Raw genomic sequence first — 21806 nt, 5'->3', positions numbered from 1 at the left:
GCGGTTTCCGTCAACGCTCTTGCGAGGAGGTTTTAGACTTCTTGACGAGCTCTCGCATTTCGAACATGGAGATCGCGGGGAAGAATCTCACGGCGAGCAGGATCCCGGCGGCGAAGAGCCCGACCGAGCCCAAAAGCGATAGCCAGTCCCAGATCGTCGCGTGATAATCCCCCCACGCCGACGGTAGATGGGTGCGCCGCAGGCTCATCACGACGATCCCGTATCGCTCGAGCCACATTCCGACAATCACGCCAAGCGCGACGCCGATCACAACGATTTGATTTAGGCGGAGGCGTTGGCTCCACATCAGCTGTGGGGCAAGCACGTTGAAGGCGATCGTCGCCCAGTAGAGGATGGCGTATTCTCCCGCGATCTTGCTCTTAAATGAAAGGATTTCGGCGCGATCGCCGCCATAGTACGTCGTGAACGCCTCCATGAGGTAGGCGTAGGCGAGACACAAGCTGCTCGCCAGCAGCAGCTTGCCGAGAATATCGAAATGCCGCCCCGTAATGAAGCTTTCCAGCTTCAACAACCCACGAAGCGGCACGATAAGCAGCAGTACGGTCGCAAAGCCTGAGAGCAGCGCGCCGAAGACGAAAAACGGCGGAAACTGCGTCGAATGCCAGCCGACGGTCGCAGCGCCCGCGAAATCGAGGCCAACAATGCTGTGCACGGAGATGACCATCGGCGCCATGATCGCCGCCAGTGCGCCGTATGCCGCGCGATAATGACGCCATTGCCGGTCCGTCCCCCTAAAGCCGAGCGCCAATACGCCATAGAAGAGCTGTTGGCTGCGCGTTGTGGCGCGATCGCGCAGCGTCGCAAGATCGGGCATGAGACCGAAGTACCAAAATAGCAGGGACGACGTGACATAGGCGAGAATGGCGAAGAAGTCCCATAGCAACGGACTTCGAAACTGAGGCCAGAGCGTCATCGTATTGGGAAAGGGAAAAAGCCAATAGAAGAGCCACGGGCGGCCGAGATGCATGATCGGGAAGATGCCGGCGCAAGCGGCTGCGAAGACGGTCATCGTCTCGGCGAGACGGTTCAGTGAATTTCGCCAGTCGACCCCCGCCAAATAGAAAAGCGCGGAAATGAACGTGCCGCCGGAGGCGATGGCGATCCACCAGACGTAATTGATGATGGCAAAACCCCATGCGACCGGCCAGTCGACGCCCCACACGCCGACGCCGGCATAAAACAGCCAGGCCACGGAGACGACGAGCGCAAAAAGAAGCGTCAGTGATACAGCCAACGACGCCCACCACCAGAATGGCGCGTGTTTGGCCAACGGAACGGCGCAAATATGGTCCGTCATGGACGTCGTCGTTTCGCCAGGGAGGACGATCGGATCGTCTGGTCGCGGCGGCGCTCGATTTTTGGACACGGGAAATTCGCGCGCGTTCGGCGCCGAAGCCAGAGTCATCGCGTTTTTCCGATTTCCTGATTGCGGTTGACGATGCGCGCTTCGTAAGAGACGCGCGGGCGCGTGTTTTGTGATGCAAGTAGCGCATAACTAAGCGGGCTCTGCTTGCGCTCCCCTACAGCGGATCCGTTCTCGTTGAGATTTCCGAAAGTGAAAGCCTGCGTCGGACATGCCGCTTGGCAGGCTGTCGTCACTTCGCCGACGGGGCGGTTTTCGCGGTCGGCGTCGATTCTCTCCGCGGCGATGCGCTGCAGACAGAAGGTGCATTTCTCCATCACGCCGCGCGCACGCACCGTCACCTCCGGATTACGCGCCAGCGGCGAGCGCCGCTCCTCGCGCGCATAGGCGAAATAGTTGAAACGTCGCACCTTATAGGGGCAGTTGTTGGCGCAGAACCGCGTGCCGATGCAGCGGTTATAGACCATGACGTTGAGGCCCTCTGAGTCATGCACGGTGGCGCCAACGGGACATACTGTTTCACAGGGCGCCGCTTCGCAGTGCATGCAAAGCACGGGCTGAAAATAGGCGTTTGGTTGATCCGCGTCACCCTCGTAATAGCGGTCGATCCTGAGCCAGTGCAATTCGCGCTGGCGCAACACCTGATCCTTGCCGACGACAGGAATATTGTTTTCGGCCTGGCAGGCGACAACGCAGGCGTTGCAACCAATGCAAGCGTTGAGATCGATGCTCATTGCCCACGCCGCCGGGCCTTCTGGTTCGCGGCGATAGAGATTTTGCTCTGCGCCAGGCGCGGCCTGCTCGGTAAGGAAATCCTTGTTGTTCAAAAACTCCTCCAGAGCGCCCGTGCGCACAAAGTGACCAGCCATGTCGAACATCAGCTGGTGGCGCTCGACGCTGGCGATATCAACGCGTTTTCCGGTCTTTTCGACCTTCAGTTCGGTGTTGCGGCCCATGAGTGGATAATAATCATAGCCGCCGATCTCCTGATTTTCGCCAAGGCCAAGCGACGCGACCACGCAATTCTGCGCCTGTCCTGGAACAATCCAGATCGGCGCCGTCGCCTGAAAAGCGCCGACGGTCACGCGGGCGATATCGCCATTTTCAAGCTCGAGCCGCCGCGCCGTCTTTGGCGCGATCAGCAGGGGATTGTCCCAGGTGATCCTCGTCAGCGGACGCGGCAATTCGCGCAGCCATGGATTGGCGGCGTAGCGCCCGTCCCAGACATAGGGGTCGGGACGAAAAAGTAGCGTTAGCGTTCCCGAAGGAACATCTGGCGGGGATAAGGTGCGCGCCTGGGGCCTAAGCGTGGCGTTTGACCTTTTCGCGGCGGAGCCTTCGATAATTCCTTTCGCCAACGCCGCATTCCAGGCGTCCTTGGCGTCGTTCCTTCGCAATGACGCCCATACCGCCTTCACCATATCGAGCGTCGTCGGAGGCTGAGCCTGAGTCAGGAGAGCCAGCGCCTGGTGTGCGTCATAGCCGCCGTAGAGCGGCAGAGCTTGCGGTTGAACGATCGTCGCGGTTCCATCGAAGGCCCGCGCGTCGCTCCAGCTTTCCCACGGATGCAGCAGCGGCGCCGCGAAGAGCGCCGCGTCGGTTGTCTTGTTGGGCGATCGCGAGAGGGCGAAGGTGAAGGGAACACGCGCCATCGCCTCCGCGAAGCCGACTGCGCCTGGCGCAGCGAAGACGGGATTGGCGTCGAGAATAAGCAGAGCGCGCACGTCGCCTTTGCGCATTTCCTCCGCAAGATCCGACAAAGCGTGCGCGTCGCCGGCGTCGCGCAGGACGGGTGCGATCAGGTAGAAGGTGTTGTTCCTTGCGCCCAGCGCTTCATTCATCGCATGGACCAGCGCATGCGTTTCCGGGGGTTGCTCCGGCCCGACATGAATGAGCGCACGTCCTTTGTGGCTTCTGAGGTCGGCGGCCACTGCGTCAAGCCACTGCGGCGCGACGATCGGTTCATCGGCCAGGAGCGCGGCGGCGAGAGTCGTGACCAAGCGGTTCAATTCCTGCGGACCGGCGACGAAGCGGTGATCCGCCATGGCGCCGGTGAGCGTCGGAATCGTCTCGATCGCGTAAAGACGGTTCATCCGCGCCGTTCGCGTCGGGTTGCGGCGCGCCGCGAATCGTCGCGCCAAGCTCAGACTGCCCGGCGCACCGTTCAAAAGGTCGCTGTCGAGTGCAAGGATAACCTCGGCGGCCTCGAGATTCGGTATGGACTCCACAGCTTGCCCGTAAGCGAGTTGAGCGCCTTTCGCGACATTGACGCGGGAAAACGGCTCCCACTGAATCCAGCGCGCCTCTGGATAGGCCTTGAGCAGCGCGTCAATTTGCGCGACGAAGGTTGGCGAGGTGGTGGAGCCAGTCAGAATGCGCAGGCCGCGGCCACGCGATGAAACAATTTCGTCGCGCTCGAGCGCGAGTGCTTGCTGGAGTTCGCCTTCGCTCGCCGGCTCGCCGCGCTTTCTTATCGCCCAGTCGCGCTGCGGGTCGTAGAACTCCATCAGCTCTGCTTGCGCGAATACGTCGACGGCGCCGAGACTTGCAGGATGAAGCGGATTGCCGTCGACTCGGATCGGACGGCCCATGCGGTGCGCGACGATTACCCCCGTCGCATATCCGTTTAGCAAGTGCGCGCCGCTGAAGAAGTTCGGCAGGCCCGGCACGATGTTTTCCGGCGCCCGAACAGCGGGAACCAGCCGCGTTCCCTCGTCGCCGCATCCTGAAAGGCTCGCGGCGGCAGTTGAGGCGATGAGCATGCGAATGACGCGTCGTCGATTCTGCGGCGACGCTAGCGCCTCGGCCAGGTCAGGAAATTCATCCGAAAGGCGCTCGATCGTGGCCGCGTCAGCGACGAGTTCGTCCAGACTGCGCCATTGTTTGGCTATCTGTGACATATCGAACAATCCGTCAGCTTTCGACCGCCAATCCGATATTCGGCAAGCAGCGCGTCGGACGAACGAGTCTCGTCGGCTTCACGCCAATGCGTGTCGTAGATCTTGTCCTTTGGCCTGAGTTTGGGGCCAGGATCGCGGTGGCAGTCGAGACAAAATTTCATGGTGAGCGACTTTGCCTTGAAAGTGAGCGGCATCTGCGCGACGTCACCGTGACAGCTAGAGCAGCCAACCCCTTTGGCAATGTGAATGCTATGGTTGAAATAAACGTAGTCGGGCAGGTCGGTGACGCGACGCCAGGCGAGCGGCTTGTTCTTCGCGAGGCTTTCCCGCACAGGCGCGAGCATGGCCGCATTTGTCCAGACCTGCGAGTGACAGGTCATACAGGTGTAGGTCGGCGGCATCCCGGCGCTTGACGAGGCTTCGACGGATGTGTGGCAGAAGCGGCAATCGAGGCCTAGTCCGCTGACGTGATGCTGATGGCTGAAGGGCGCGGGCTGTAAAAACGTCAGTCCGACGTTTCGCGCGTAATCGCTGCGCGGTCCGAACCAAAGCAGAAGGACGATGGAGAACAGCATGACGGCGCAGCCGGCAAGCCCAAGCTTCGCGATGAGATTGGCGGAGGGTCTGAAGATTGCGGCCAATGTCTCTTCTCTCCCGTCGCGACCTCCGCCTAGCCTGAGAAACTAGGAGTCTCGCTTCCGTTGTCCATAATCGGAAATCAGGGGAGAGCGGTGCGCGCCCTTGTGAGCGCCGATGAGGCTATGCGAAGGCCGAGGAAAGGCCAAGGATCGCCTATCCGAAAGCTGATCTTTGACCATATGCCGGCCCTTGCGGGGCTTACTGCGATCGATCGACAACCTTTCCCCCCGTCGTCACGGGATGTCACGCTGACCGGTCATTAAGCTGCGGTGACCATTTCGGCACCATGAAGCCACCGCTCGTGAACTACAGGCGCCATCGCGCCTTTGAGCGCCATTACAGGGAATGGCTGACATCGCGGCGGCTCCGTGACAACGGGGGTTTCGACATGGAGGATGAGAATAACTGGTTCGCAGGCGTCGATTGGGCGTCGCAGACGCACCACGTGCGCCTGTCGGACCCCAAAGGCGCCAAGATCGGCGAACACACCTTCGCGCATGGTGGCGAAGGTCTGAAGGAGATGGCCGATTGGATTCTCAAATCCGCCGACGCGGCGCCCGAGCGGGGCTTCCAGGTTTACGCCATCAATCCCAAGCAACTCGATCGCTTCCGCGACCGTTTCTCGCCCGCCGGCGCAAAGGATGACAGCCGCGACGCTGAAGCGCTGGCGGACGCGCTGCGCACCGACAGGCGCAGCTTCCGATTGCTGGCGCCGCTCGATCCAGTATTGCGGGAATGGCCGCGCGTCGCCGGCGACCTTCGCGTAGAACGCAACCGCCTTTCCAATCGAGTCCGCGAACTGCTCTGGCGCTACTATCCGCAGTTTCTCGAACTCTCCGACGACGTCACCGCGGATTGGATGCTCGAGCTGTGGCGCCTGGCTCCAACGCCCGTCAAGGCCAAGCGCGTCCGCGAAGCCTCGGTCGAAGGTCTCGTCAAGCGCTACCGCCTCCGCCGCATCACTGCTGCTGAGGTCCTGGAGCGGCTCAAGGCGAATTTCTCGTTGCCTGTGGAACAGCGAGCGCCGCAACGGCCATCTCGACGCCGTCGCTCACCGCGTCGCGCTGGTCAACCGCCAGATCAGCGAGACCAATAGCGAGATCGATCGTCTGACCGAACGGCTCGCGGGTGGAGAGGGCGATGCGGAGGGGCAGAGAGAAGAGGAGCGCGACGTGACGATCCTGCGATCCTTGCCGGGCGTCGGCAGAATCGTCCTCGCCACACTGTTCGCAGAAGCTCAGGACGCACTGCAATGCAGAGATTACCACGCGCTGCGCTGCCTGTGGGGCGTCGCGCCAATCACGAAACGATCGGGAAAGAGCAAGATTGTGCTCATGCACCAGGCGGCGCACGTCCGGCTGCGCAACGCCGTATACCATTGGGCCCGCACCGCCGTGCAGCACGATCCGCGAAGTCGGGCCAAATATGCCGCATTGCGCGCCCGAGGCCATGGTCACGGCCGTGCCCTACGCTCGGTCGCCGATCGCCTGCTGGCCGTCCCCTGCGCCATGCTCGAATTCTAGACCAATCTTCAACCCGAGCCTCCTCGCGAAATTCAGCTATCCCCACCCTTGACCGGACTTTACAAACGGTGGGACCCCCCACGCCCGCGCGAATCTCAAGGTCAAATGACCAATAGGGGGTCATTGGAGAGCAACGATACAGCCAGGGACACGCGTCATTCTGTAAGCCGAAGGCCGACCACGCCGAGCACAACAAGACCGATGCTGAGCAGCCGAAGCGGCGTCGCCGGCTCGCCAAGCCAGACTATGCCCGTCGTGGCAGTTCCCGCTGCACCGATGCCTGTCCAGACCGCGTAGGCCGTGCCGATCGGCAGAGACCTAACGGCAATCGCCAGCAACCCCGCGCTGACGCCCATCGCGGCGAGTATGCCCATCGAGGGCAGAACTCTTGTGAAGCCCCCTGCCGCTTTTAGCCAGACAGCCCAGATGACCTCAAATATAGCCGCAACCAGCAAAATCACCCAGTTCATACCCCACCTCACAGACCGACGGTTTTGGAGCGCCGCCGCACTAAGCTCAAACAAAATGAACGCTACGCCGGTTCATCCGAAGGTCACGCCCTTCAATTCGCGAAAACGGCTTCTGGTTTCTGCTTTTTGTTTCGGTCGGAACGCTAGGGCTGGATGACTTCGCCTCGCTATGGCCTTGCGGCGAGAGGACTACGGAAAGCCTGACCGGGATGCATGTCTCGGTCGTGGGCCTTCTTTATTTCACGTATTGGTATCCGCTCTGGCGCCGGCGCCGTCCGCGGGAGCATCGGTCTATACCGTCCGCAGTTCCGATTGTGCGGCCATTGCCTGAAAGAAGCATTGCCAGCACTCCACGCCGCCTCGCCGTCCCGTGCGAGCGGCAAAGACGCCGGAAGCTACCGCCATTGACCTACCACGTCGCGCTAGCGTCGCGGGGGGTAATCACAAGGGCTCCCGCGCGAGGGCCCAGATTGAAGGCGCCAGCGCCGCCACTATTTAACGCGACAATCGGTGGCGCAACGTCCATTGGTGCGATTTGAAAGCGGCTGCGACGCGGCGCGTCAGGTCGCCCGCATCGGATTACTTCTAGGAGGGGCAATGCATCGGCGATGAAACTGAACGCTCTGCTTCACGCCATCGGCCTGTCCATCGCGCGTTATTTGACGACCGAGGTCGAAGCGCATCCGCTCACCGCGCCTGAATCGATCGAGCGCTTGCACGACTTCTGCGACCAAGGCGACGTAGTTCTCGTCGAGGGACGCTCACGTATTTCCTAGCCAATCAAATATCTGACGCAATCGACATGGTCCGCACGCGGCGCCCTTCGTCGGGTCAATCGCCGGATGTGCAGAAGCTGACGGCGAGCCACATGTCCTCGTCGAAGCCGATCTCGCCGATTGTTGCTGACGTCGCTTAGGCCTCGTTTACCTGAATTTCATCGCCTATCTCGTGATCTGGTAAGGCAACCTGCCTGGCAGGGTCTCCTGGTTTTCGTTCCGCGAGAGATGGCCATGGCCGCTCGTCGGCGGACTCGCCTTCCTCTTCGGCGCCCTTCTGCCGATTGGCGCGCGCTACTTTTCGAGCGGATCCGCTCGAGCCGCAGGGCGTTGCGCTTCATCGGCGCGACGGCGCTCGTCGGCGTCGCCTTCTATTACGCCTATCTGATCGCGCCGCCATTCGGCGCGCGCGGCTCGGCTCGGCGATCCTCGCCGCCGCGGGCATGTTCTGTCTGGTTGGCGCATTCACCTTCGGGCCGGCGCGGACGCTGCGCTTGTGAGGTTGCCGCCATGAGCCAGAACGCGCCGGAAAAGGAAAAGGTCGCGCCACTTGGCGTCGACGCGCTTCGGGTGTTTTTCTTTGGGATCGGCATACTCGTGGCGCTGGCGGTCGCGCTGGCCGCGATGGTTGCGTTTTACAACTGGAATGTCCCCGCGCGAAGCGCACCGACACCGAAGGCTTTTCCGTCCCCCAACGTCTTCGCGTCGCATGGAAACGAGCGGCGCAGACTTGATGAGGAGCAGCGAAGCCATCTCGAGAGCGGCGCCATTCCGATCATGCAAGCGATGGCGTTGATCGCGGCGAGAGGTCAATCTGCCTATTCGCCGCTGCCGCAGATCCAGGAACAACCACAGCAGATAGTTGTGCCACGGGTGTCGTCACGCGCCGCCGTGACCCCGACTCATCCCAAGGTCCCCCGCTAAAAGCCTCATCGTCACAAAAAATCGCGCGGCTCCCGATAGGCGGTCACTTTTCGCCGGGAAGCGACGTCTGCTCTCCGAGAGTATCGCGAACGTAAAGCTTATTGACCAGCACGAAGGCGATCACGGTGATCGGCGCAGCAAAAATTGCTCCGAGTCCTCCGAATAGCGCAGTTATCGTTACAATGCTGAGCAGCATCACCGCGGGTGGGATGTAGGTCAACTGTCTCTGGATCAACGGCATGATTAGATGGCCTTCAGCCTGGTGGATGAGGAGATAGGCGATGATTGTCCACAGCACCGCGGAGAGGTTTACTGTGACAGCGACAAGTATGGCCGGCAAGGCGGAGAGGATAGGGCCGAGATAGGGAATGAATTCCAGAATGCCGGCGATCAGGCCGAGCGCAAGCGGGGAGGGGAGCCCGATGAGTAGAACGGCGGCGCCAGAAAGAGCGCCGATGATGACCATTTCAATGAGCTGGCCAAGAAGCCAGAGGCGCAACCCGTCCTCGAGGTGATCGATGACGTCGTTCATTTCGTTACGCCATGCATCGGGGCAGAGCTTGAATATTCCCGTGCGATAGAGCACAGGCTGCGCGGCGATATAAACGCCCGTGAAAATGGTCACCAGTATAGCCAGGAAAAACGTGGCGCTGACGCGAAAAATGCCGCCGAGGAGTTGACCAATCGGAACATTTGCGTTTGCAAGATGACGCATGACGGACTTGCCGAAATCGGATTCTTGCATTGCCGCCGTAGCGCTTTGCCTCGCTTCCTCGATCCTGGCGAGAACAACGCCAAGATCGGAAATCACGCCGGAGCCGAAAAGATACCCGGCGCCGCCAATGACGCTGGCGATCAATAGTCCCGAGAGCATGAGCGCGACGCTGTACGGGACCTTTATTTTCCGGAAGGGCGACGCGCCCAGGCTCAACAATGTGGCGACCAGCAAGGCTCCGACCGCAATCAGAACCACGTCGAAGAGATACCAAACCAGAACGGGCGCAAGCGCCAAGCAGACGAAAATAGACGCGCGCTTTGTAAATTCCGTGGTTGTTAACATTGCAGCAGCCTGATCCCCTGGCTTGTTCGCAGTTCGCCGCTTTGCGGTGAAACCCGTTCGCCGGGAGCCGGTTCCGCGCGCATCGCAAGGCGCGAGCGTTGCAGAAGCCCAGTAATGCCCTAGCGGGATCGCTGCCCGAAGTATCGATTCAGCGCTGCAAATATGACACCCGCACCTCCGGATCCCGCCGCGTCACATTTAGCGCCAGGGTCAGCGCCCGATAAGCTTCTCGGTCAAGAGCACTCGTTCTTTCGGGCGGTTGGAGATGAGGCGTAAAGCAGCGCCTGATGCAGGACCTGAATTATTTTCGCACATGCCCGCCCCCTCACCTGATCAATCAACGCCTTGGAAGAAGTGTTCCTGTCTGCATTTTCCTGGAGGTTGAAGCTGAACGGCGACGCTCGCAAAATGCTGCGCGCCTCTGTAAACTCTTCACATGAGCCTGTGGCGGGGCTATAGCGCCAAGGCGAAGTTTTCGCGCTGGATAAAATGAGTGATGAAATTGTATTGGTGACGGGCGCAAGCGGGTTCATCGGCGGAGCTGTCGCACGGCTGCTGATTTCGAAAGGCGAGAGAGTGCGGGCGCTCGCGCGCCCAACCAGCTCCAAAGACAATATCCCGCCGCAGTGCGAGACCGCCGAGGGCGACATTACCGATGCGGAAAGCGTCCGCGCCGCCATGAAGGGCGTGCGCCGGGTTTTCCACATCGCGGCGGATTACCGGCTTTGGGCGCCGGATCGGGAGACGATGTTTCACGCCAATGTGCGGGGCTCTGAGATTATCATGCGCGAGGCGTTGCGCGCGGGCGTCGAACGTGTTGTGCACACCAGCAGCGTCGCCACCCTCGCCGCCGCCAATGGCCATCTTTGCACAGAGATGTGCCGGCTTTCTCCTGAAAAGGCGATTGGCGCCTATAAGCAGAGCAAGATCGTCGCTGAGCATTTGGTCGAGCGGATGGTCGAGAAGGATGGGTTGCCTGCCGTGATCGTCTGCCCAGCGGCGCCTCTTGGGCCGGGCGACGTCAAACCGACGCCGACAGGCCGACTGGTCGCGGAAGCGGTGCGCGGCGGGATGCCAGCGTTCGTCGATACCGGCCTTAACGTTGTGCATGTCGATGACGTCGCTGCGGGCCATTTGGCGGCCATGGAGCGGGGGATAATCGGCGAGCGTTATATTCTTGGTGGCGAGAATATGACTTTACTGGACCTTTTGGTCGAAATTTCCCGCGTAACCGGTCGAGCGCCGCCGCGTTTCAAATTGCCCCCGGGACCGCTCATGCCCTTGGCCTATGTCAATGAATGGGGCGCCCGACTGATCGGCTACGAGCCCTTCCTTCATTGCGACGGCCTGAGAATGTCCCGCACGCGCATGTTCTTTGACGACCACAAGGCCCGGCGCGAACTTGGCTACGAAACGCGGCCCGCACGGCTGGCCGTGAGAGACGCAGTCGAATGGTTTCACCAAACGGGCCCCTCCAGAGGGTGATGCACCACCGCCTTGCCCCACCGGCGCTGAGTTCGTTTATGCGAAAACTGGAATGCGCGGCGCCCAAGGGCGCATGCCAACCAAGCCCCGGTGGAGTCCTCCGGTTGAGCTCCGCGCATACCTATTCTTAAGGCAAGGGCTACCGGATCGGGAGGCTCAGAGCCTTGTCGCCTAGTCGAGGTGCGCAAGCGCTGCCGGACTTCGCGAGCCGTCGTCGCGAACGCGAGCGGCTCTCGCGACGCCGGGCACAATGCAGGCCTTGCACATAAACACCACCGAAAGGCTAGTGCCGCCGAACCCATCAAGGGCGTCTAAGCGTCGGTCTCCATCGCTGCCTTCGATGCGGCGCAGGCGCGAACGGCTGAGCAAATGGGCGTCAGATCCTCCTCGACGAAAGTTTCCTTCACCAACAGCCGTTGCGCGGAGTCCTTGTGAATCTCGGCGCATTCTCTCAGGATCGCGTCGGCGCGCGCAAAGGCTTGCGCAATGAGGTCGCGAATTGCCCGATCGATCCTCGCGCTGGTTTCCTCGCTGCCCTCCGCCTGCTGTGGTTTCAGGCCTCTAGGATTGAGATACAAGGGCTGCTGCGAGAGATAGGTCGCCTGGCCGAGATCCGGCTCCATCCCATAGCGCGCAGCCATTGCCCGCGCCATTTCGGTCGCTCTCTGAAGATCATCAGCCGCGCCAGTGGTCGCTTCATGGAAAACGAGCATTTCCGCGGCGCGACCGCCGAGTAAAACCGCCATGCGGTTCATCAACTCCGAGCGAGTCATCAAATATCGGTCTTCCGTCGGCATCTGCATCGTATAGCCGAGCGCGCCGACCCCGCGCGAAATGATTGAAACCTTCTTGATGGGGTCCATTCCCGGGAGCGCCATCGCAACAATGGCGTGTCCCATTTCATGATAGGCGACAATGCGTCGCTCCTGCGGATTGAGCAGGCGCTGGCGCTTTTCGGGCCCGGCGACGATGCGCTCGATCGCTGCGACGAAATCTTCCAAAAAGACGGATTTAGCCTCCCTGCGCGTCGCAAGCATCGCCGCCTCATTGACGAGATTCGCGAGATCCGCGCCCGTGAAGCCAGGCGTGAGGGCGGCAATTTGCGCTGGATCGACATCCGCCGCAAGCCGAATTTTCTTAAGATGCACATTCAGAATGGCGATGCGACCGTTTTTATCGGGCCGGTCGACGCTAATCTGTCTGTCGAAACGGCCCGCGCGCAACAGCGCCGGGTCGAGCACTTCGGGGCGGTTTGTCGCGGCCAACAAGACGACGCCGACCGTTGGATCGAAGCCATCGAGCTCGCTGAGCAGCTGGTTGAGCGTCTGCTCTTTCTCATCATGGCCGCCGGGGAATCCGGAAACGCCGCGCGCGCGCCCCAAGGCGTCGAGTTCGTCGATAAAGATGATGCAGGGCGCGTTGGCGCGCGCCTGAACGAAGAGATCCCTTACACGCGCCGCGCCGACGCCGACGAACATTTCGACGAATTCGGAGCCGTTGATCGAAAAGAACGGCGCCCGGGCTTCGCCCGCGACGGCCCGGGCGAGCAAGGTCTTGCCCGTGCCGGGCGGTCCCACCAGCAGTATCCCCTTCGGAATATGCGCGCCCAGACGTCCGTAGGTCGCCGGATCCTTCAGGAAGGCGACGACCTCCTGAAGCTCCTCCTTGGCTTCATCGACGCAGCGACGTCGGCGAAGCCCACTTTCGTATTCTTTTCGACATAAACCTTGGCCTTGCTCTGTCCAATTGACATCATTGAGCCGAGCCCTTGATTCATGCGGCGCGCCAGCAGACTCCACAGAAAGAAAAACAAGGCGGTGGGGATGATCCAGGAGAGCAGAGTCGAGACCCAGGTATTCTCGACAACGCCCGAGAATTTCACCTTGTTCGTCTCGAGTTCTTTCGCAATGGCCGGGTCGACCCTAGCGGCGACTACCTGCTTGCGCCCGTCAGGCAGGGGCGCCTTCAGCTTCCCTCGAAGATATTGCTCCGACACCTCGACCGTGGCGATTTTGTTCTCCTGAAGCAGCATTTCAAACTCGCTGTAGGGGATAACGTCCACCTTCTGCGCCGCGCTCCAATATTGTTGCAGGACCAGGATCGCGATAACGGCAAGAAGCAGATATTGAAAGCCCATCTTCCACCCATGCCCCGGCCTCCGTTCGACGGCGAACCTCCCTCAAAACGCCCTCTCAAAGAAAAACGGCCCTTATTGGTGGCAAGCCATCGGGACGGCCAAACATTATCGCGTGCGTTTAATCTGGTGAACGTAGTTCTGTTTCCCTCCGCGTATGTTGCTTCCCTACGCGCTGTAATACCAGCTGGCGGGCAGTGACGGTGACGGATCGTTCGGTCTGGGTAGAAGTTTTAGCGTCGACAGTTCGCCTGAACATCAAGCGCGCCCCCGCGTTGATATCGGCGTCGGGACGCGCCTTTGCGACAACCGACGCGGAACCTGTCGGCGGTAGGCGCATTGACGAAGCCTTGCAGTGCATTTGGGAGAAAGGCTCGAAAGCCCTCGCGGGCGTCATCAACGCCCCCGGGATCGGCGACAACCACAAACTGGACTCTTGCTTTGCTGGCGCCCTCGTTCTGATGAATCTGCTTTCGACGGTCATAAGCGTTTCACTCGTTTTCGCCATGGAGGATGACGATGACACGGTCTCGTATCGTTACGGTTTGCCTAGCTCTGTTCGGGTTTGCGGGCTACGGCGTTTGCCTTGCGAAAGATCAGCCCCGCGGCGCCGATTTCGCCGTTGCAACGCCGCCGTTAGGCCTGCCGACGCTCGCGCCGATGCTCACGAAGGCGTCGTCGACGGTCGTCAACATCGCCGTGGAAGGAACCATGCAGGTCGAGCGGAATCCCCTCTTTCAGGATCCTTTGTTCCGACGCTTTTTCGGTATTCCACAAGGCCCGCTAACCGAACGGTTTCAGGCGGTCGGGTCAGGCGTCGTCATCGACGCCGCACGCGGTTATGTGGTCACCAACAATCACGTGGTGAAGAACGCGCAGCAGATACAAATCACGCTTCTGGATCGCCGCCAGTTCGACGCGAAAGTGGTTGGAACCGACCCCGCGACAGACATCGCCGTTTTGCAGATCGAGGCGGATAATCTAGCGGCGATGCCCCTCGGCACGTCAAGCGACCTGAAGGTGGGCGACTATGTCGTCGCCATCGGCAATCCGTTCGGCCTCGGCCAAACCGCGACTTTTGGCATCGTCAGCGCACTGGGCAGAAGCGGCCTAGCCATCGAAGGCTATGAGGATTTCATCCAGACCGACGCCTCCATCAATCCGGGCAATTCGGGCGGCGCTCTGGTCAACGCCGCCGGCCAGCTCATCGGCATGAATACCGCAATCCTCAGTCAGAGCGGGGGCAACGTCGGCGTGGGCTTTGCGATCCCTATCGACATGGTGAAAGCCATTTCGCAGGAGCTCATCCAGTTCGGCAAGATATCGCGCGGAGAACTTGGCGTGCGCCTGCAGAGGCTCACCCCGGTTCTCGCGAAAGCAATGAAACTTGACGTCGCTTCGGGCGCGTTAGTCGCCGATGTCTTTTCCGGTTCCCCCGCCGAGAAAGCCCGCATCGAACCCGGAGACGTCATCATTAAGATGGATGGCATCGCCGTGACCAGCGCCAATGATTTGCGCATTCGAATTGGCGAGAAAAGGCCTGATGTCACGATTCGCCTTACATTGCTGCGCAATGGCGACGAAGAGACCGTTATGGCAACACTTAAGGCCGAGCGAAGCGAAGCGGCGGAAACGCCGCCGCCCGTAGAGAGGAAGAGGGCTTTCCTTTCGGGTCTGACGGTGGGCCCGATTCCAGCGTCCGATCCGGAGTACGACAGGCTCCGTGGCGTCTATGTCGAGCAGGTCCAGCCGGCAAGCACGGCGGCGCTTGCGGGGCTCGAGAAAGGAGACATCATCACGCGCGTCGATCGCGCGCCTGTCGACTCGGTGCGCCAGTTCGATCACATCTTGCGCGCGCGATCAAAACGGGAGCCCCTGCTGCTGGAGGTAAGGCGCGGCGGCGCGTTGATGTTCGTCGCCGTCGCCTAATTATCCGCGAAACAACGCTCTGTGGAAAGGTTTCGAAAAGCGGCGTGACGCGGGCTGGGTGGACGCTTGGGAAGGCAGCCAATATGCCGTTTGCGTTTGCCGCCTGCGGCCGGCTCCGGTCGCGAGAGGCCAGCCTGCAGGCGGCCGCGGAGAAGCCCTACAAGATCGGCTGAGCGGATTGGCAGATTATACGCAGGGAAGCGATGCAGCGGCTGATCGAAAAGGCGCTCAGCTGGAGCTGAATCCTCCGACGCGGCTTGCTTGTGGGCCGGATTCATTTCGGAGCGTGACACTACCACAAGTTACTCCTTCACTGGAGACACGCATCGCGGACTTGATTTAGAGTTCGTCCAAACGACCCTCCGTCACCATCCATCAACAGGGTTATGATCACGACGAACGTCGGCTATGGGGTGACCGATAACAGAGTTCGATATGGTATTTTAAAACTCACGGCTATGGCAACGGCACTGCCGAATCTTAGTTATTTCGTTCGGGATGCAGAAGGCGGGCGGCTTCCCCGAAAGCCGAGACCAGAGCGACGCCCATGGCGATCGCTAAGACAGAGCCCCAGTCAGGTTTCAGCCCCCCGAGCGTCACCAACATTGTTGTCGCGGCTGCAGGCGGATGTAGAGCCTTTAGAACATATTGAGCCATTATTGTCAGACCCACCGCAAAGGCCGTTGCGCCAACCCGCGCCGGCGACATCGCGTCGGTGGGCGTTGCGAGGGACTCCGATACAAGGAAAAGCGCCAGAAACCCTGCGCAAACGCCCGCAGCGTGGCCCGCCAGCGTGTTCCAAAGCCTTGCGCCCGGATCGTTGGGCGTGACTGTTTGGAGAAAGATTGTCGGTCCGAGGCTTGGGAACAGCCAGGGCTGTCTTGCCCAAATCCCAAGGCCGCCAATCGCCACCAGTACAATGGATGAGAGAAGTGCGGCATATGCGCGCTCTCGAAGAATACGGCCCGACAAAACTCGCCTCACGGTTCCGGAGTTTCTGCCTTATGGCTGAAACCAGCCCAAGCCGGGTTTGTTCGCCTCTAGTTTACCGGGGACAAAAGGCGCAATCATTTTTGGCTGAAACGAACCGCCCGTTTTCAGAACTCACAGCGAGAGCACCAGGCTTGATCCCGTCCTCTATAGCAGAGCTTATCTGATTTCTTACCGCAACGATGCCTGCGCTGTTTACGTAAGAGTCTAGACTGCTGGTTGCAGGCGCGACGCCGGTCGTCACAATCGGCGTGATGGCCGCGACATCCTCCGTGCCATGCAGCGCCGATGGAAAGAGACCGCCGAAGGGGAGTTTTGCGCGGCCCACACCAACGGTCTCGACCGATGGCGGGAAACGGACCGACATTCCGGCATTCGGAAAGAGGGGCCGCCGAGTATCGCGACGGCCTTGCCTTTGCGCGACTGTCTTCACCTCGTCCGAATTAGATGGGCCCTTTCGCGCTTTTTCCTGAACGTCCTTCTCAGCGGCTGAGTTCTAAATTCTACGATCCGGACCCATTGAAAAGGAACGGTTCCCGGATTGAAAGCTCTGCTGCGAGTCCAACAGGCGGAACCATTTCTGGTCGCATTCGTTCGTTTCCGTTATGGGAAGGAAACGGAATGGAGCTTGTCATTACTTCCATATGGGCGGCCGCCGTCGCCATTTTGATCTACCGAGCGATAGCGCAAAGCCGCCTGCTTCCAGACGCGCGCCAAAATGTCTCGCTGTCCCCGCCGCCGGCCTCGAGCGTCCTCGTCGTCGTGCCGGCGCGAGACGAGTCGCTCAATATCGCAGCCTGTATCGATGCGCTATCGCGCCAGACCTATCCCAGGTCGCGAATTTTCGTTCGAGTGGTCGACGACCACTCGAGCGACGACACCTTGCGTATCGCGCATAGGGCGACGTCTCGGCACGAGGGCTTTTGTGCTTTCGCCAGCCCGCCACTTCCACCGCGCTGGGTGGGGAAGTCCCACGCATGCTGGACCGGGGCAACGCAAGACATCCATAATCCACCCGAATGGATATGCTTTATCGATGCGGACGTTGCGGTGGAGCCGGGGCTGCTGGTCACAGCGATCAAGCAGGCCGAGGCGCAATCGCTAGATCTCCTGTCGCTTGCGCCGAAACAAATTTTGGGGACATGGACGGAGAGACTTGTGCTGCCCTGTGGACTCTTTTGCCTGGCCTTTTGTCAGAATCTGAAAAAGCTGCAATCGGAAGAGTGCGCGGACACGACTGTCACTGGCCAGTTTCTTCTCGTTAGAGCTGAGTCGTATTTCTCAGTCGGCGGACACCAAGCCGTCGCTAGCGCGATTTGCGAGGATGTCGCGCTTGCCCGGAGGCTGAAGCAGCATGGCGGGCGCGTCGCCCTTCTCGACGGGCGCGAGCTGCTCTCCACGCGCATGTACCGCGACTGGCGGGCGCTGAGAGCCGGTCTCGCCAAGAATCTTGTCGAAACATTTGGAGGTCCCGCCCGCACAATCTGGACGGCGATGGGGGCGGTTCTTCTTGCCTGGGCGGCAATCGCCATTCCGCTCATAGACGCGTCCGCATGTGCCCTTCACGCGCCTTTCGCCTGCGAAGCGCTCGGTCTTGCGCTCACGGCCTCTACGGCCGCATTCGGACTCCATCTCGCCGGGGCCCGTTTCTTCGGCATTCCTCTTTGGTACGGGCTTCTTTTTCCGCTGGGGTATTCGCTCGGCGCCTGGATCGCGGCACAGAGCCTTCAGTGGCGGATCAATGGCCGCATTAGCTGGAAAGGCCGTGTATATCGATGACGCAGACGAGAAGCTGGCCTTTTGGACTCCCGGCGCAAGGAAACGCGAGCGGCGCGGCGCTCGCCATCGTTTTCGCAATTTCTGTGATCGTCTTCCATGAGATGAGATGGGCGCTCCTGCCTTTCGTCCTCGCCGGCTTGTTGGCTTACCTCCTCAATCCGCTTGTGAACTGGATTTCCTCGAGATTTGGGTTCTCGAGGATCCGATCGGCGGTCGCTGTCTTCGCTGCGCTTGTGGCGATCGTAATTGCAGGAGGGTGGCTGGGCCTCCCGCCGCTTTGGCGCGAACTCGGACGTCTCGTTACCGATCTGCGATCGATCCTGGAGGCTTTTGCGCATAGCCTCGTCGATGACCGGGCGGTCGTGATTTTGGGAAAAAACATGGATGCTGCGCAAATCGCCGAGTCGGCGACGAGCGGTCTGCGCGACTGGATTGCCCAAACTGGCCGCGCTACTGAGCTGGCCACATTAACCTTCGCCGCCGTTTTCGGATCGATTCTCGTCCTTGTGCTTTTGTTTTATCTACTGGTGCAGGGGCCGGAGATTGTGCAGGGCGTTCTCTGGCTCGCGCCGCCGGATAAGCGCCAGGCGATCGAACGGGTGTGGGCAAGGCTGGGACCGCTGCTATGGAGGTACGTCCTTGGCGTCCTTATCGTGGTTGCCAGCACGACGCTCGCCGCTTACGTCGGACTCGGACTCGTGCTCGGTCTGAAACATGCCTTTTTTCTCGCCTTGCTCACCGGCTTCCTCGAGATGGTCCCGGTTCTCGGGCCGGGCGCATCGGCGCTCATCGGCGGCCTTGTCGCCATTCAAAACGCTACAGGACTTGGCCCAGTGGTCGCCTACGCCCTCTACGTGATCTTCCTGCGGCTGACAATCGACCAGCTACTTGGTCCATTGGTGCTCGGCGCCGCCGCGACGCTCAGCCCGGTGGTCATTATTTTCTGCTTCCTAGTCGGCGGAACGCTTTTCGGCGTTCCGGGAATCATCCTCGCCGCTCCCGTAGCCCTAACGATCAAAACCTCGCTCGTGGTTCTGCGGGATGAAGCGCCGGTGGGATGAGGAGCCATGTTTATCCGACAAAACGCACTGTCACGGTTGAGAAAAGCGTTCGCCGAGGCATCGCCGCCCTTGCGTCTCGTGTTCTGGGACGGAGTCGTCTTTGACTTTGCGGATTCGCCGACGGTCGTGATTACGTTTTCGTCGCCGAAACAATGGAGGTCCTTGCTTCGCGGCAACTTTTCTGCGTTAGGAGACGCCTACGTGAGCGGTGGCCTCAAGGTTGAGGGTCGCCCGGAAGACATTATTGAAGCCGGCGTTCGCCTTTCCGAAAGATTAGAGAAAACCCCCGCGTTGGGTTTTCTGAAGTCAATATTAAATCTCACCATGCGTGCGAACTCGCTCGACGAGGACGCGGCCAATGTGAGACGCCACTACAACGTTTCTACCGAGTTCTACAAACTCTGGCTGGACAAGCGCCTCGTCTACTCCTGCGCCTATTTCCATGACGGAAATGAGGATATTGACCTGGCGCAGGAGTATAAGCTTGATCATATCTGCCGCAAGCTGTTGCTCCAGGCGGACGAGAAATTGCTTGATGTCGGATGTGGCTGGGGGGCTCTATTGCACTGGGCTGCAGAGCGCTATGGAGCGCTCGGCTTCGGAATTACGCTGAGCGAACGCCAGTTTGAGGAGGCTCAAGGGAGACTCGCGCATCTGGGCAATCGGACAGGGATTGCGCTGCAACATTACAAAGAGCTTACCGACAATGCCTCGTTCGATAAGATCGTCTCGGTTGGGATGTACGAACACGTAGGGTCCTCAGCGCTTCCGGCGTATTTTAGGAAAATGGCGGCGCTACTCAAGCCTGGCGGGATGTTTCTGAACCACGGGATCATTGCCACCGGCGGCTCGAAATCCGGACCAAGCGGCGGGGCATTCATAGAACGCTATGTTTTTCCAGGCGGATCGGTTTCGTCCCTCTCAAGGATCGTGCAGGAAATCGCGGACGCGGGATTAGAGGTCATCGATATAGAGGATCTCCGTCCGCACTATGCACGCACCCTAATGCACTGGTCCGAAGGGCTCGAACAACACAAGGAAAGCGCCATCGAAGCAGCAGGGGCCGAAACGTATCGCATCTGGCGAGTTTATCTCGCGGGGATGGCTTACGCGTTCGATCGAGGCTGGCTCTCTATTGCCCAGGTGCTAGCATTGAAACCCAAGGACGGCAGACCTTCTCAGCGAGCGTGGACGCGCGCACACCAGTATGTTTCGTAACTTTTTTCGATCCTTGCTCCATAAGTTCCGTATTGCGGTAATTACGAATGGAGAGTTTACGGCGCCTGTATATCTTGATTGCATGTCCTCAACACGCTTTTCTGGGGCTAAGCAGAAGCCCCCCTCATTATATTGGATGCTGACCCGTTTGGTAGACACAATCGACCGTCGTCTGCGCAGCCGTCTTCACATTACTGAATTTTCAAACTCACCCGACTGTCTGTTTCGCTTGCAGATTATCGAGAACGACGAAGCCTTCGCGCTTGAGGATGGAACCTTGCTTCAACCGGGGGATCGCCTCGCCGATCTTCATTTCTGGAATGAACATGTGCCCATCGTACCGATAGATGGCCCAACCTTGGCGTTCGCGCGTCGCATCGAGCGTTGCCTGGATCTCTCCTTATCTGAAATCGCTCGCTATCTTGCTGCGCACGCGGACCTCGGCGACATAAAGGCAGTCCGCGGAAATATGAGCCTAGGCTCTAGCGGCCGTTCCGAACAGATCGCCAGGATCGCGTTGAAATATGGTTTCGAGAGGGTTTCTCGACGCAAGCCGCTGTCGTTCGGAGACGCGCTTCATCAGTTCGGCGAAAATATCCTCATCACCTTGTTGGTTATGAGGAGGAACCCAAGCGCAATCAGGATCGATACGCTTTGGCGCGATCGTACCTTAACTTACCTCTCGAGACAGACGCTGGAACGGAGATACAACCATTAGTTGCTCAAACAGTCCGTCCATCTTTTTTTAAGATAAGTGCGGACGGATCCAAGACGTTCAATCCTGCCGGATGATGCCGATCAAGATCACCAATGTGCGGTTAGGAGAAGATGCATAGCTGGCCGACCATTCTTTCGATGGTGTGCGCCTCTGGCGCGGCCGTCGGTTGCGTCTACCTGGCGGTTGCCATCCTGGCGGTAACCAAGTTCCCGCGGCGGCAGGCGCCAAATTCTGCCCCGGCTGCGCCAGTAAGCGTGTTGAAGCCTTTGCACGGAGACGAGCCGGGCTTGGCGGCCAGGCTTTCGGGGTACTTCGATCAGAATTACGGGGGCGTTGTCCACATGGTTTGCGGCGTGCGGGAGGATGGCGACGGCGCCGCTGAGCATGCGCGTCACGTCCGCCGCGGGAACCAAGGGTCTGTCGATCTGATCGTCAGCGCGCGTGAGCATGGGCCTAATCGAAAGATTTCCAATCTCGTGAATATCCTGAGTTTGGCGAGACACGATATCCTGGTCATTTCGGATAGCGACATCGAGGTCGGGCGTGACTACTTGGCCCGCGTGGTGGCGGAATTGCACGAAGAGAACGTTGGGGCTGTGACGTGTCTTTATCATGGCGTTTCATCAAGGAACATATGGTCGCGTCACGAGTCGCTTGTCATTAATAGCCACTTTTTGCCGAATATGGTTGTCGCGGTCACTTTCGGTCTCGCTAATCCATGCTGCGGCTCAACGATCGTTGTTCGAAGACGCACGTTAGAGGCTATCGGAGGATTCGAACGTTTTGGCAAGCATTTGGCCGACGATTACGAAATTG

The 21806-nt window shown here is 59.9% G+C and carries 17 protein-coding genes and 1 pseudogene; 11 read left to right on the top strand and 7 right to left on the bottom strand.

Translation table 11 applies throughout. From position 1 onward, the window contains the following. Window positions 1–10: 10 nt before the first annotated feature. The 3 genes from nrfD to WOC76_RS00075 all read right to left on the bottom strand — a co-directional run bounded on the left by nrfD (window position 11) and on the right by WOC76_RS00075 (window position 4925). Entirely contained in the window at window positions 11–1318 is a 1308-nt protein-coding gene (nrfD, locus tag WOC76_RS00085; RefSeq protein WP_341102520.1) for an NrfD/PsrC family molybdoenzyme membrane anchor subunit, read from the bottom strand. A 104-nt stretch (window positions 1319–1422) separates the two neighbouring features. Further along, window positions 1423–4284, bottom strand: coding sequence for a TAT-variant-translocated molybdopterin oxidoreductase (locus WOC76_RS00080; protein ID WP_341102516.1), 2862 nt, complete (start codon window positions 4282–4284; stop codon window positions 1423–1425). Beyond that, window positions 4272–4925 (bottom strand): cytochrome c3 family protein, encoded by a 654-nt coding sequence (locus WOC76_RS00075; protein ID WP_341102514.1) that lies wholly within the window; start codon window positions 4923–4925, stop codon window positions 4272–4274. The genes WOC76_RS00080 and WOC76_RS00075 overlap by 13 nt, the downstream gene beginning before the upstream one ends. A 443-nt stretch (window positions 4926–5368) precedes the next feature. On the opposite strand from WOC76_RS00075, the gene WOC76_RS00070 reads away from it, so the two are divergent. Together WOC76_RS00070 and WOC76_RS00065 are read left to right on the top strand one after the other, a co-directional pair. Continuing rightward, the gene (locus tag WOC76_RS00070; protein ID WP_341431212.1) at window positions 5369–6019 is read left to right on the top strand and encodes an IS110 family transposase; all 651 of its coding nucleotides are present in this window, start codon (window positions 5369–5371) and stop codon (window positions 6017–6019) included. A 76-nt stretch (window positions 6020–6095) separates the two neighbouring features. After that, the gene (locus tag WOC76_RS00065) at window positions 6096–6446 is read left to right on the top strand and encodes an IS110 family transposase (RefSeq protein WP_341102509.1); all 351 of its coding nucleotides are present in this window, start codon (window positions 6096–6098) and stop codon (window positions 6444–6446) included. 155 nt (window positions 6447–6601) lie between these two features. Here WOC76_RS00065 and WOC76_RS00060 read toward each other — a convergent pair whose 3' ends face one another. Beyond that, on the bottom strand, window positions 6602–6916 hold the full coding sequence (locus WOC76_RS00060) for a DMT family transporter (protein ID WP_341102506.1): 315 nt from the start codon (window positions 6914–6916) through the stop codon (window positions 6602–6604). Window positions 6917–7524: 608 nt separating this feature from the next. Here WOC76_RS00060 and WOC76_RS00055 point away from each other — a divergent pair. After that, complete coding sequence (locus WOC76_RS00055; RefSeq protein ID WP_341102504.1) at window positions 7525–7692, top strand: hypothetical protein; 168 nt, start codon at window positions 7525–7527, stop codon at window positions 7690–7692. Between the two features lie 510 nt (window positions 7693–8202). Further along, complete coding sequence (locus tag WOC76_RS00050; protein WP_341102501.1) at window positions 8203–8616, top strand: hypothetical protein; 414 nt, start codon at window positions 8203–8205, stop codon at window positions 8614–8616. A 43-nt stretch (window positions 8617–8659) separates the two neighbouring features. On the opposite strand, the gene WOC76_RS00045 is transcribed toward WOC76_RS00050, so the two are convergent. Further along, entirely contained in the window at window positions 8660–9676 is a 1017-nt protein-coding gene (locus tag WOC76_RS00045; protein ID WP_341102499.1) for an AI-2E family transporter, read from the bottom strand. Between the two features lie 489 nt (window positions 9677–10165). Here WOC76_RS00045 and hpnA point away from each other — a divergent pair, with 489 nt between their 5' ends. Beyond that, on the top strand, window positions 10166–11161 hold the full coding sequence (hpnA, locus tag WOC76_RS00040; protein ID WP_341102497.1) for a hopanoid-associated sugar epimerase: 996 nt from the start codon (window positions 10166–10168) through the stop codon (window positions 11159–11161). Window positions 11162–11472: 311 nt separating this feature from the next. Here hpnA and ftsH read toward each other — a convergent pair. After that, window positions 11473–13298, bottom strand: a pseudogene (ftsH, locus tag WOC76_RS00035) (ATP-dependent zinc metalloprotease FtsH). Window positions 13299–13814: 516 nt separating this feature from the next. On the opposite strand from ftsH, the gene WOC76_RS00030 reads away from it, so the two are divergent. Next, entirely contained in the window at window positions 13815–15224 is a 1410-nt protein-coding gene (locus WOC76_RS00030) for a DegQ family serine endoprotease (protein ID WP_341102494.1), read from the top strand. A 480-nt stretch (window positions 15225–15704) separates the two neighbouring features. On the opposite strand, the gene WOC76_RS24145 is transcribed toward WOC76_RS00030, so the two are convergent. Further along, a complete protein-coding gene (locus WOC76_RS24145; RefSeq protein WP_445730563.1) occupies window positions 15705–16208 on the bottom strand; it encodes an HPP family protein in 504 nt (167 codons plus the stop codon). A 627-nt stretch (window positions 16209–16835) separates the two neighbouring features. Here WOC76_RS24145 and WOC76_RS00025 point away from each other — a divergent pair. The 5 genes from WOC76_RS00025 to WOC76_RS00005 form a co-directional block, all read left to right on the top strand. Continuing rightward, on the top strand, window positions 16836–17993 hold the full coding sequence (locus tag WOC76_RS00025; protein WP_341102492.1) for a glycosyltransferase: 1158 nt from the start codon (window positions 16836–16838) through the stop codon (window positions 17991–17993). Continuing rightward, a complete protein-coding gene (locus tag WOC76_RS00020; RefSeq protein ID WP_341102489.1) occupies window positions 17990–19054 on the top strand; it encodes an AI-2E family transporter in 1065 nt (354 codons plus the stop codon). Before WOC76_RS00025 ends, WOC76_RS00020 begins: the two co-directional genes overlap by 4 nt. 6 nt (window positions 19055–19060) lie before the next feature. After that, complete coding sequence (locus tag WOC76_RS00015) at window positions 19061–20272, top strand: class I SAM-dependent methyltransferase (protein WP_341431211.1); 1212 nt, start codon at window positions 19061–19063, stop codon at window positions 20270–20272. 136 nt (window positions 20273–20408) lie between these two features. After that, window positions 20409–20990, top strand: coding sequence for a YkoP family protein (locus WOC76_RS00010; RefSeq protein WP_341102485.1), 582 nt, complete (start codon window positions 20409–20411; stop codon window positions 20988–20990). 110 nt (window positions 20991–21100) lie between these two features. Continuing rightward, window positions 21101–21806, top strand: a 706-nt coding sequence (locus tag WOC76_RS00005) for a glycosyltransferase (RefSeq protein ID WP_341431210.1), incomplete at its 3' end; no start/stop codon positions are given.

It is taken from the genome of Methylocystis sp. IM3, assembly GCF_038070105.1.
Classification (GTDB): Bacteria; Pseudomonadota; Alphaproteobacteria; order Rhizobiales; family Beijerinckiaceae; genus Methylocystis.
Note: the sequence above shows the minus strand (reverse complement) of the source record. Positions and strands in the feature narration are given on the sequence as shown.